Consider the following 12515-nt stretch of genomic DNA (forward strand, 5'->3'; position numbering starts at 1 on the left):
GGCTCGCTCCCACAGTTGATCGCGTACCCCTGTGGGAGCGAGCCTGCTCGCGATGGCGGTATTCCGGACACCATTAAATCATCAGAACGACCGCACAATCCGCCCCAACGTCTCCATCGCCTTTTCCGAGTCTTCCGTCCACGGACTCCCGTAATTCAACCGAATACAATTCCTGAAGCGCTGGGCCGGCGAAAAAATCGGCCCTGGCGCAATGCTGATCCCTTGCGCCAGCGCCATCTGAAACAACTTCAAGGAATCCATCTGCGGCGGCAGTTCCAGCCACAGAAAGTAGCCGCCGGCCGGTTGGCTGACCCGGGTCTGCGCCGGGAAATAGCGGGCGATGGCTGACAGCATGGCGCTTTGCTGCTCTTCCAGCGCGTATCGCAGTTTGCGCAGGTGCCGATCATAGCCGCCGTGTTGCAGGTAGTCGGCGATGGCGGCCTGGGCCGGCATGGACGCGCAGAGCGACGTCATGAGCTTCAGGCGTTCGATTTTCTGCGCATAGCGCCCGGCGGCGACCCAGCCAACCCGGTAACCCGGAGCCAGGCTTTTGGCGAAGGAGCCGCAGTGCATTACCAGCCCTTCGGTATCGAACGCCTTGGCCGGTTTCGGCGCTTGCTGGCCGTAATACAACTCGGCGTAGACATCGTCCTCGATCAGCGGCACTTGATGCGTGCGCAGCAATTCCACGAGTTCCTGCTTCTTGGCCTCGGGCATGGTCGCGCCCATGGGGTTCTGGAAACTGGTCATGCACCAGCAGGCTTTGATCGGGTGCCGCTCCAGGGTCTGCGCGAGGACGCCGAGGTCGATGCCGTCACGTGGATGCACCGGAATTTCCACGGCTTTGAGTTTCAGCCGCTCGAGTATCTGCAGGCAGGCATAGAACGCCGGGGCTTCGATGGCCACCAGGTCGCCGGGTTGGGTGACCGCTTGCAGGCACAGGTTCAGCGCTTCGAGGGCGCCGTTGGTGATCAGCAGCTCCTCCATCGGCAGCATCAGCCCGGCAACCATGTAACGCAGGGCGATCTGCCGACGCAATTGCGGGTTGCCCGGTGACATGTCGGTGACCACCATGCGCGGGTCCATCTCGCGGCTGGCGCTGGCCAGCGAACGCGAGAGCCGTTGCAGTGGGAACAGGGTCGGGCTGGGGAAGGCCGAGCCGAACGGTACGGTGTTCGGATCCTTGATCGAGTCGAGGACCGAGAACACCAGCTCGCTGACGTCGACTTCGGTGGATTCATTGACCTGGGTGCTGATCACCGGCTCGGAAAACGGCCGTGGCGCATGGGCATTGACGAAATAACCGGAGCGTGGTCGCGCGCGGATCAGGCCGCGGCGTTCGAGCAGGTAATAGGCCTGGAACACCGTGGACGGGCTGACCCCGTAGGTCTGGCTCGCATAGCGCACCGACGGCACGCGCTGGCCGGGACCAAGGACGCCGGAGCGGATCAGTTCAGCGATGTCGTCGGCGAATTTTTCGTAGCGTTTCATCGAGTGCCCGGATTGGTGATAGTCAATGTGGCGAGGGGATTTATCCCCGTTGGGCTGCGAAGCAGACCCAGTGTTTCTCCAGGCGAACCGTGACACAGATTTTTCGGCTGCTCCGCAGCCGGACGGGGATAAATCCCCTCGCCACAGGTAAGCCCCTGGTCCCAAGGATCGCATGCATCTTAATGGCTTAACGATTCAACGGCGCAACAAACCGGCTCTTGGCCACGCTGTAGATGCCCGGCTCGTCGCTGTCGACGATCTTGAAGCTGATGCTCTGCGAACTGCTGCTTGCCCGTTCCGTGGTCATCGCCACCGAGACCGGCACATCGACAATCTCGCCGGGGGCCAGGCTCAAATCGGTCTTGCCCTGCAGCTGGAAACCATCGCCGTCCACCAGGGTCAGGCGGTAGTCCTGGCGTTGCTGGGTCTTGTTGATGACTTTCAGGCTGTAGATGTTTTCGATCTGCCCCTGGCTGTTTTCACGGAACAGCCCCCGGTCCTTGCTCACGTCCAGCGACACCATCGGCCGCTCCATCAGCGCGACCACCAACGCGGCGATCATCACCAGCAGCACGGCGGTGTAGCCGATCAGCCGTGGTCGCAGCAAGTGCGTCTTGCCGCCCTGCAACTGGCGTTCGGAGGTATAGCTGATCAGCCCGCGTTCGTAGCCCATCTTGTCCATGATCGAATCACAGGCGTCGATGCACGCCGCGCAGCCGATGCATTCCATCTGCAAGCCGTCTCGGATGTCGATGCCGGTAGGGCAGACCTGGACGCAAAGCTGGCAGTCGATGCAGTCACCCAACCCGACCTCGGCCGGTTTGACCTCGCGTTTGCGTGGGCCACGGTTTTCGCCGCGGGCGACATCGTAGGAAATGGTCAGGGTGTCCTTGTCGAACATCACGCTCTGGAACCGTGCATAGGGGCACATGTGCATGCACACCGCTTCACGCAGCCAGCCGGCATTGATGTAGGTGGCACCGGTGAAAAACAGCACCCAGAACAGGCTGACGCCGCTCATTTGAAAGGTCAGCAGTTCTTCGGCCAGGGGCCGGATCGGCGTGAAGTACCCGACGAAGGTCAGGCCGGTCAGCAGGCTGATGGCCAGCCACAACGTATGCTTGGCCGAGCGCCGCATCAATTTGTTCAGGCCCCAGGGCGCGGCTTGCAGTTTGATGCGCTGGTTGCGTTCGCCTTCGGTGATTTTCTCGCACCACATGAAGATCCAGGTCCAGGAACTCTGTGGGCAGGTATAGCCGCACCAGACCCGGCCGGCGAATACGGTGATCGCAAACAGCCCGAACGCGGCGATGATCAACAGCGCCGAGAGCAGGATGAAATCCTGCGGCCAGAACGTCGCGCCAAAGATGTGGAATTTGCTTTCGGAAAGGTCCCAGAGCACCGCCTGGCGGCCGCCCCAGTTCAACCATACGGTGCCGAAGAACAGCAGGAACAGGAAGCCCGCGCCGCTGATTCGCAGGTTACGGAACAGGCCGGTAAAGCTGCGGGTGTGGATCAGGTTGTCGCTGGTCTTGACCTTCATCTTCGGGCGCGAAGGTTCGTGAATCTTGACCGGGGTGGCGCTTTCTACGGTTCGGACGGGGATTAGCTCGCTCATGGTCTTTCGCTCATCAGCCTCCATCAGGCAGGAGCACTATGAGCGGGTATCTGTTTGCATAACAGACTCAGGTATTGCTTTAAAAACCGGATCAGATGAGCGCGAAAGCCCGGAGTGCGACAAAGTGCGACAAGTTGAAGCACCTGATGCAGCGGGACGCACACGCCTATATCAGGCCCTCGCGAGGGGTATTGATGCGGATCAGTCAAATCACCGAATCACTGTCGGTGGCCTTCAAGTGCCGGCGACCGTCCACCGCGCCTGCTACGGTCAATGCATCGGCTTCTGCTTCGGTGATGTAAATGCGTCGACCATCGAGGTCAACCGCGGACATGGCTTTGTCGGCGTCAGTGATGATGGTCACATCGGGGCACAGGCGAATTTCCTCGCCATTTTGGGTGGTAAAGAAGCAAGTCTGGTTATCGATGCGTACGGACATGACGTGATCCCTTTTTTCTGACGGGTTAAACGTTAGGGCGTCGCCGCCCGTCATTGTTCTGTGCAACCGATTAATGGTCGGCGCGGTCCATCCTCCATAGCCCTTCACAAGGACAGCACCATGAACGCCTGGTGGCATGAAGTCTGGGTGACCCTGCAGGCCGAGTTCGCCGACATCGGCGACGCCTCACAACTGACCCGCATCACCGTGCGCCTGCTGATGGCGGCGGTGCTGGGCGGGATTCTCGGTTTTGAACGCGAGCACAAGGGCAAGGCCGCGGGCGTGCGCACCCATATGCTGGTGGCGCTTGGCGCGGCGCTGTTCGTGCTGGTGCCGCAGATGTCCGGGGCGCAGGCCGATGCCATGAGTCGGGTGGTGCAGGGCGTGATCGCCGGGATCGGTTTTCTCGGCGCCGGGACCATTCTGAAGAACCAGGACGGCGATGAAGGTCACGTCAAAGGCCTGACCACCGCCGCCGGTCTGTGGATGACCGCCGCCATCGGCGTCTCGGCCGGGCTGGGGAGGGAGGCGACAGCGGTGTTCAGCACGTTTTTGGCGTTGGTGATACTCGGGGTGATGCCAATGATTGTGAATCGGCTCGAAAAGGACCGGTGATCCTGTGGCGAGGGGATTTATCCCCGTTGGCTGCGAAGCAGCCCCCTGCGTCAGTTCAAACAAACTGAGTTGGTCGGATTTACGACTGCTTCGCAGCCGAACGGGGATAAATCCCCTCACCACAGATATGTGTTCCGCTTCAGTGTCAGGGATTGACGATCACCGGTGGCATAGTGCTTGGCGGTTCTTCCCGGGGCGGCGGTGTGCTGCCAGGCGGCTCCTGCTCGGGCGCCGGTTGTGGGTCGGTCGGCGGGATCACCGGGTCGTCGATGTTCGGATCGGGTGTTTCGGCCGGGAATGGATTGGTCATTGTGCAGGCCTCCAGTGGCAGATGGCGTGAGTCGTGCTTAAGTGGGTTGACCACTGCACAGCGGATTTGATTCCAGCCCATTGCCGATGAACTTTTGCAGGCGCCTGTCGCTCGGAACCTAAGTGAGTTCATTCGGCGAGGATTGACCGATGTGGATGACGATCAGACACAAGAGCGTCCTTGGGGCGTAAAGGAGAGATGCTCGATGACTGCTGAAAAACCGACTGAGTTGAGCTACAACCCGCACATTCCGCTGTCGCAGGCGTTGCTGCTGCCGCGCATCGTGATTGAAAACACCCTGCCGACCCTCGAAGGCGGGCAGTTCGCCGTCAAGGCCATCGTCGGCCAGGACGTGGTGGTGACCAGCAAGGTGTTTGCCGACGGCCACGACAAACTCGCGGTCCGGGTGCGTTGGCGTTCCGAAGGTGAGGACGAGTGGCACAGTGAAGTCATGGCCGATCTGGGCAATAACGGCTGGCAAGGCGCGTTCCGCGTGGAAGAGCAGGGCCGTTATGTGTTCTGTATCGAAGCCTGGATCGACCCGTTCGCCAGCTTCCGTTATGAGCTGGAAAAGAAGCATCTGGCCGCCGTGCCCGTCAGCCTGGAGCTGCAGGAAGGCCGCCTGCAGGTTCAGCAAGCCGCCGAGCGGGCGGAAGGACCCCTGAGCGAACAGCTCGCCGCGCTGCACCATGAATTGTCCGGTTTGCTGGAAACCGAGCAGGTCGCCTTGTTTTTGCACCAACGTAGCGCAGACCTGATGGCCCAGGCCGACCTGCGCCCCTATCTGAGCCTGAGTCCCGAATACCCGGTGGATGTCGAACGGGAACTGGCGCAATTCGCCAGTTGGTATGAGCTGTTCCCGCGTTCGATCACCGACGATCCGGCGCGGCACGGTACGTTCAACGATGTGCATTCGCGGTTGCCGATGATTCGCGACATGGGCTTCGACGTCCTGTACTTCCCGCCGATCCACCCCATTGGCCGCAGCTATCGCAAAGGCCCGAACAATTCCCTGACGGCGGGTCCGGACGACCCTGGCAGCCCTTACGCCATTGGCAGCCCCGAAGGCGGGCACGAGGCGATTCATGCCGAGCTGGGCACCCGCGAGGATTTCCGTCGACTGGTGGCGGCCGCAGCGGACCACGGCCTGGAAATCGCCCTCGATTTCGCCATCCAGTGCTCACAGGACCACCCCTGGCTGCAGCAGCATCCGGGCTGGTTCAACTGGCGTCCGGACGGCACGATCAAATACGCGGAAAACCCGCCGAAGAAGTACCAGGACATCGTCAACGTCGACTTCTATGCGGTCGAGTCGATTCCCAGTCTGTGGGTCGAGTTGCGGGATATTGTCGTGGGTTGGGTGCTGGAGGGCGTGAAGCTGTTTCGCGTCGACAATCCCCACACCAAGCCGCTGCCGTTCTGGCAATGGCTGATTGCCGATGTGCGGGCGCTGTACCCCGACGTGATCTTCCTGGCCGAGGCCTTCACCACGCCGGCGATGATGGCGCGCCTCGGCAAGGTCGGTTATTCCCAGAGCTACACCTACTTCACCTGGCGCAATACCAAGCAAGAACTGGCGACGTATTTCACCGAGCTCAATGAGTCGCCGTGGCGCGAGTGCTACCGGCCCAATTTCTTCGTCAACACGCCGGACATCAACCCGGCATTCCTGCATGAATCCGGTCGCCCCGGTTTCCTGATTCGCGCCGCACTGGCGACCATGGGCTCCGGTTTGTGGGGCATGTACTCCGGCTTTGAACTGTGCGAGTCGGCACCGATTCCGGGCAAGGAGGAATACCTCAATTCCGAGAAGTACGAGATTCGTCCACGGGACTTCACCGCGCCGGGCAACATCATTGCCGAGATCGCCCAGCTCAACCGCATCCGCCGACAGAACCCGGCGCTGCACACGCACCTGGGCCTGAAAATCTACAACGCCTGGAATGACAACATCCTGTACTTCGGCAAGCGTACCGCCGACGGCAGCAATTTCATTCTGGTGGCAGTCAGCCTCGACCCGCATAACGTGCAGGAAGCGAATTTCGAATTGCCGCTGTGGGAAATGGGCCTGCCCGACGACGCCAGCACCCAGGGGGAGGACTTGATGAACGGTCATCGCTGGACCTGGCACGGCAAGTACCAGTTCATGCGCATCGACCCGGCGTACCAGCCGTTCGGGATCTGGCGGATTACCGCGTAAACGCAAAAAAACTGTGGGAGCGAGCCTGCTCGCGAATGCGTCGGGACAGGCTGCATCATCGGCGACTGACACTCCCTCTTCGCGAGCAGGCTCGCTCCCACATTGAACTCACTGTGTTTGAAGCAGGTGTTCGCTCTGCGGCATTTTCGAATTCAACAGGAGTTTCACATGGCGAAGAAACCCAAGGCAGCCACGTTCATCAAGGACCCGCTCTGGTACAAGGACGCGGTGATTTATCAAGTTCACGTCAAATCCTATTTCGACTCCAATAACGACGGTATCGGTGATTTTCCCGGCCTGATCGCCAAACTCGACTACATCGCCGACCTCGGCGTCAACACCATCTGGCTGTTGCCGTTCTACCCCTCGCCACGCCGCGACGACGGCTACGACATTGCCGAATACCGGGGCGTGCACAGCGACTACGGCACCATGGCCGATGCCAGGCGTTTCATCGCCGAGGCGCACAAGCGCGGTTTGCGGGTGATCACCGAGCTGGTCATCAACCACACCTCCGACCAGCACCCCTGGTTCCAGCGTGCGCGCAAGGCCAAGAAGGGATCGGCGGCGCGGGACTTCTATGTATGGTCCGATGACGATCAAAAGTACGACGGCACCCGGATTATTTTTCTCGACACCGAAAAGTCCAACTGGACCTGGGACCCGGTGGCCGGCCAATACTTCTGGCACCGCTTCTACTCCCACCAGCCGGACCTGAATTTCGACAACCCGCAGGTCATGAAAGCCGTGTTGTCGGTGATGCGTTACTGGCTCGACATGGGCATCGACGGTTTGCGCCTGGATGCGATTCCGTACCTGATCGAGCGCGACGGCACCAACAACGAGAACCTGCCGGAGACCCACGACGTCCTCAAGCAGATCCGCGCCGAGATCGACGCCAATTACCCGGACCGCATGTTGCTGGCCGAGGCCAATCAATGGCCTGAAGACACGCAGCTGTATTTCGGCGATACCGACAAAAAAGGCCTCAACGGCGACGAATGCCACATGGCGTTCCACTTTCCGCTGATGCCGCGCATGTACATGGCGCTGGCCCAGGAAGACCGCTTCCCGATCACCGATATTCTGCGCCAGACACCGGAGATCCCGGCCAATTGCCAATGGGCGATCTTCCTGCGCAACCACGATGAACTGACCCTGGAAATGGTCACGGACAGGGAGCGTGACTACCTCTGGAATTACTACGCCGCCGACCGTCGGGCGCGGATCAATCTCGGCATTCGCCGGCGCCTGGCACCCTTGATGGAACGGGACCGCCGCCGTGTGGAGCTGCTCAACAGTTTGCTGCTGTCGATGCCCGGCACGCCGACCCTGTATTACGGCGATGAAATCGGCATGGGTGACAACATCTATCTCGGCGACCGCGACGGCGTGCGCACGCCGATGCAGTGGTCCATCGACCGCAACGGTGGCTTCTCCCGCGCCGATCCGGCCAGCCTGGTGCTGCCGCCGATCATGGACCCGCAATACGGTTATCTGTCGGTCAACGTCGAGACCCAGGCCGGCGACCCGCATTCGCTGCTCAACTGGACCCGGCGCATGCTCGCGGTGCGCAAGCAATCCAAGGCGTTTGGCCGTGGCACGCTGAAAATGCTGTCGCCGACCAACCGTCGCGTGCTGGCCTATACCCGTGAATTCACCGGCGCCGATGGCAAGCACGAGATCATTCTGTGCGTGGCCAACGTTTCACGTAGCGCACAAGCGGTGGAACTGGACCTGGCGGCCTACGTCGGCATGGTGCCGGTGGAGATGCTCGGTGGTAATGCGTTCCCGCCCATCGGCCAGTTGAATTTCCTGCTGACCCTGGCGCCCTACGGTTTCTATTGGTTCGGCCTTGCCGCCGAGAACCAGATGCCGAGCTGGCATGTGGAACCGGCGCAAAGCCTGCCGGACTTCACCACCCTGGTGCTGAAAAAACGTATGGAAGAGCTGCTTGAAGCACCGGCTCGCCGCACGCTTGAGCAAGACATCCTGCCGAACTGGCTGCAGAACCGCCGCTGGTTCGCCGGCAAGGACGCGGCTATCGAACAGGTCAACCTGGCCTATGGTGTGCGCTTCGGCGATGCGCAACACCCGGTGTTGTTGAGTGAAATCGAAGTGACCAGCGCCGGCCAGACCAGCCGCTATCAGCTGCCGTTCGGTTTCATTGCCGAGGATCAGGTCGGGACGGCACTGCCGCAGCAACTGGCGCTGTCGCGGGTACGCCGTGGGCCGCAGGTCGGTCTGATCACCGACGCGTTCAGCCTCGAAAGTTACGTCCGTTTTGTGTTGCAGGGCATCCAGGACAGCAGGGTGCTGGCGTCGGACGGCGGCGAGATCCGCTTTGAACCCACTGCCGAGCTGGCGAAACTGGGCCTGAGTGCTGAGTCGGAGGTGCGCTATCTGTCAGCCGAGCAATCCAACAGCTCGGTGGTCATCGGCAACAGCCTGGTGCTGAAGTTGATCCGCAAGGTCGCGTCGGGCGTTCATCCGGAACTGGAGATGAGCGCGTACCTCACCAGCGCCGGTTTCCGCCATATTTCACCGTTGCTCGGTTCGGTGGTGCGTCGGGATGCCAAGGGCGAAGACAATCTGCTGATGATTGCCCAGGGCTACTTGAGCAATCAGGGCGATGCCTGGGAATGGACGCAGAACAACCTCGAGCGGGCATTGCGCGACGAGTTGGCGGATGCCATGTCCGAGCAGGAGCAGCACTACAACGCGCTTGGCGAATTGAAAGATTTCGCCGGCATGCTCGGCCAGCGCCTGGGGGAAATGCATCAAGTGCTGGCGGCACCGAGCGACAACCCGGACTTCGATCCGCACGTCACCACGCAAAAGGACGCCCAGGCGACAGCCAAGGACGTGACCGCGCAAATCGAACACGCGTTGCAGTTGCTCAAACAGCATCAGAACGAACTGAATCCGTCGGACAAAACCCTGGTCAGCCAATTACTGGACAACAAAAAAGCCATCCTCAGCCATGTGCAGGTGTTGGCGAAGCAGACGGCGGGTGGCTTGCGGATTCGCGTGCACGGCGATTTGCACTTGGGGCAGGTGCTGGTGATCAAGGGCGATGCCTACCTGATCGACTTCGAAGGCGAACCGGCGCGCCCCTTGCATGAACGACGGGGCAAGCACAGCCCGTACAAGGATGTCAGTGGCGTGCTGCGTTCCTTCGACTACGCGGCGGCGATGACGATCAATGTGCACAGCGTCGACAACACCGTAGGCGCGCAAGCCGCGCGCCAGCGCGTTGCCGATCGATATTTAAATGAAGCAAAACATGCATTTGTGGTCGCTTATCGGCAATCGGCAGCTACGCTTGGCCATGCATGGCAAGATCCTGGAGGCGAGGACGCCGCACTGGCGTTGTTCGGCCTGGAGAAGGCAGCGTATGAAGTGGCCTATGAGGCAGAGAATCGCCCCACCTGGCTCACCGTGCCGTTGCATGGTTTGTACGGGTTATTGAGTGGGCTCAAACCCTTTTCCGATCTTGGTGGAGAGTAGTCATGAGTTTCTCGAACAAGGAACAGGGTCATCATCACAGTGAAGCATTGTTGCCCAAGGCGCGGGATATCGATGCCCTGGTGCGCGCCGAGCATCACGACCCCTTTGCAATTCTCGGCCCCCACGGCGATGGCGCCGGCGGGCAGTACATTCGGGCTTACCTGCCGGGCGCCTTGAGCGTGCAAGTGGTGGCCAGGGACTCCGGGGAGGAACTGGGCAACCTTGAAATGACCGAGACGCCGGGGCTGTTTGTCGGGCACTTCGACCAGGCGCAACCCTACCTGTTGCGCACCCGTTGGGCCGGTGGCGAACAGATCGCCGAAGACCCTTACAGCTTTGGTCCGCTGCTGGGCGATATGGATTTGTACCTGTTCGCCGAGGGCAATCACCGGGACCTGAGCAGTTGCCTCGGTGCGCAGTTGCAGACCGTGGACGGGGTCGAGGGCGTGCGCTTTGCCGTTTGGGCGCCGAATGCCCGACGCGTGTCGGTGGTCGGGGACTTCAACGTCTGGGACGGGCGTCGTCACCCGATGCGCCTGCGCCATCCCACCGGCGTCTGGGAAGTGTTTATCCCGCGCCTGCAGGCCGGGGAGGCCTACAAGTACGAGATTCTCGGCAAGCAGGGGATCCTGCCGTTGAAGGCCGACCCCATGGCACTGGCCACCAGCCTGCCGCCGGACACCGCCTCGAAAGTTGCCTCACCGCTGAAAATCGATTGGCAGGACCAGGACTGGATGCAGTCCCGTGGCGAACGCCAGCACCACACCGCGCCGTTGTCGATTTACGAATTGCATGCCGGATCCTGGCAATGCGAGCTGGACGATCTGGGCGAAGTGGCCCGTCAGTACACCTGGCCCGAACTGGCCGAGCGCCTGATTCCGTATGTCAAAGACCTCGGGTTCACCCACATCGAATTGATGCCGATCATGGAGCACCCGTTCGGTGGTTCGTGGGGTTATCAATTGCTTTCGCAGTTCGCCACCAGTGCCCGATATGGCAGCGGGGATGAATTCGCGGCCTTCGTCAATGCCTGCCACCAGGCTGAAATCGGCGTGATCCTCGACTGGGTGCCGGCGCATTTTCCGACCGATGTCCACGGGTTGGCCCAGTTCGACGGGACCGCGCTGTACGAATACGGCAACCCGCAGGAAGGCTTTCACCAGGACTGGGACACGCTGATCTACAACCTGGGGCGCACCGAAGTGCACGGCTACATGCTGGCCTCGGCACTGCACTGGCTCAAGCATTTTCACGTCGACGGCCTGCGAGTCGATGCGGTGGCTTCGATGCTGTACCGCGATTACTCGCGCAAGGCCGGCGAGTGGGTGCCGAACCGGCATGGCGGTCGGGAGAACCTCGAAGCCATCGACTTCCTGCGCCATCTCAATGATGTCGTGGCACTGGAAGCGCCGGGAGCGCTGGTGATCGCCGAGGAATCCACGGCATGGCCGGGCGTCAGCCAGAGTACGCAACAGGGCGGCCTGGGTTTCGCCTACAAGTGGAACATGGGCTGGATGCACGATTCGCTGCATTACATCCAGCAGGACCCGGTGTACCGCGCACATCACCACAATGAACTGAGTTTCGGCCTGGTGTACGCCTGGTCCGAACGTTTCATCCTGCCGATTTCCCATGACGAAGTGGTGCACGGCAAGCATTCACTGATCGACAAGATGCCGGGCGATCGCTGGCAGAAGTTCGCCAACCTGCGGGCCTATCTGAGCTTCATGTGGGCCCATCCGGGCAAAAAACTGTTGTTCATGGGCTGCGAATTCGGCCAGTGGCGGGAGTGGAATCACGATCAGCAACTGGACTGGTACCTGCTGCAATATTCGGAGCACAAGGGCGTGCAAAAACTGGTTGGCGACCTCAACCGGTTGTACCGCGAAGAGCCGGCGCTGCACGAACAGGACGACGTGCCGCAAGGGTTCCAGTGGATGATCGGCGACGATGCGATCAACAGCGTTTATGCCTGGCTGCGCTGGAGCAAGGACGGAAAGCCGGTGCTGGTGGTGGCCAACTTCACCCCGGTGCCGCGTGAGGCCTACCGTGTCGGCGTGCCGTTCGCCGGGCAGTGGACCGAGCGGTTCAACAGCGACTCATCGATCTATGCCGGTTCCAATTACGGCAACAGTGGCGCAGTGTCGGCCGAGGAAACGCCCAGCCATGGCCAGGCGATGTCACTGGCGCTGAATCTGCCGCCGTTGGCGGTGTTGATGCTCAGTCCCGAGGGCTGATCCAAAACCGTGTCGCTGCCTTCGCGAGCAGGCTCGCTCCCACAGGTTTCATAGTAATTCCTGTGGGAGCGAGCCTGCTCGCGAAAGCGTCATAC

Annotated in this window: 8 protein-coding genes; 4 read left to right on the forward strand and 4 right to left on the reverse strand. The window is 61.0% G+C overall.

The genetic code is table 11. The features are described from left to right. Positions 1-81 precede the first annotated feature (81 nt). From mapR to HNQ83_RS30120, 3 genes are all read right to left on the reverse strand, one after another. Positions 82-1491, reverse strand: a complete 1410-nt coding sequence (gene mapR / locus HNQ83_RS30110; protein WP_175392480.1) for a GntR family transcriptional regulator MpaR — start codon at positions 1489-1491, stop codon at positions 82-84. A 187-nt stretch (positions 1492-1678) separates the two neighbouring features. Continuing rightward, positions 1679-3109, reverse strand: coding sequence for a cytochrome c oxidase accessory protein CcoG (ccoG, locus tag HNQ83_RS30115; RefSeq protein WP_175392481.1), 1431 nt, complete (start codon positions 3107-3109; stop codon positions 1679-1681). Between the two features lie 205 nt (positions 3110-3314). Continuing rightward, positions 3315-3548, reverse strand: a complete 234-nt coding sequence (locus HNQ83_RS30120; RefSeq protein WP_175392482.1) for a DUF3203 family protein — start codon at positions 3546-3548, stop codon at positions 3315-3317. A 120-nt stretch (positions 3549-3668) separates the two neighbouring features. Here HNQ83_RS30120 and HNQ83_RS30125 point away from each other — a divergent pair, with 120 nt between their 5' ends. Further along, positions 3669-4163, forward strand: coding sequence for an MgtC/SapB family protein (locus tag HNQ83_RS30125; RefSeq protein ID WP_175392483.1), 495 nt, complete (start codon positions 3669-3671; stop codon positions 4161-4163). Positions 4164-4308: 145 nt separating this feature from the next. On the opposite strand, the gene HNQ83_RS30130 is transcribed toward HNQ83_RS30125, so the two are convergent. After that, positions 4309-4473, reverse strand: coding sequence for a hypothetical protein (locus HNQ83_RS30130; RefSeq protein WP_175392484.1), 165 nt, complete (start codon positions 4471-4473; stop codon positions 4309-4311). A 205-nt stretch (positions 4474-4678) separates the two neighbouring features. Here HNQ83_RS30130 and HNQ83_RS30135 point away from each other — a divergent pair, with 205 nt between their 5' ends. The 3 genes from HNQ83_RS30135 to glgB all read left to right on the forward strand — a co-directional run bounded on the left by HNQ83_RS30135 (position 4679) and on the right by glgB (position 12420). Beyond that, positions 4679-6673 carry an alpha-1,4-glucan--maltose-1-phosphate maltosyltransferase gene (locus HNQ83_RS30135; protein WP_175392485.1) on the forward strand — a complete coding sequence of 665 codons (1995 nt, stop codon included), beginning with the start codon at positions 4679-4681 and terminating at the stop codon, positions 6671-6673. Positions 6674-6841: 168 nt separating this feature from the next. Then, positions 6842-10183, forward strand: a complete 3342-nt coding sequence (gene treS, locus HNQ83_RS30140; RefSeq protein ID WP_175392486.1) for a maltose alpha-D-glucosyltransferase — start codon at positions 6842-6844, stop codon at positions 10181-10183. A 2-nt stretch (positions 10184-10185) separates the two neighbouring features. Continuing rightward, on the forward strand, positions 10186-12420 hold the full coding sequence (gene glgB / locus HNQ83_RS30145) for a 1,4-alpha-glucan branching protein GlgB (protein ID WP_175392487.1): 2235 nt from the start codon (positions 10186-10188) through the stop codon (positions 12418-12420). Positions 12421-12515 lie beyond the last annotated feature (95 nt).

This window comes from Pseudomonas sp. C2B4 (genome assembly GCF_013359695.1).
Lineage (GTDB): Bacteria > Pseudomonadota > Gammaproteobacteria > Pseudomonadales > Pseudomonadaceae > Aquipseudomonas.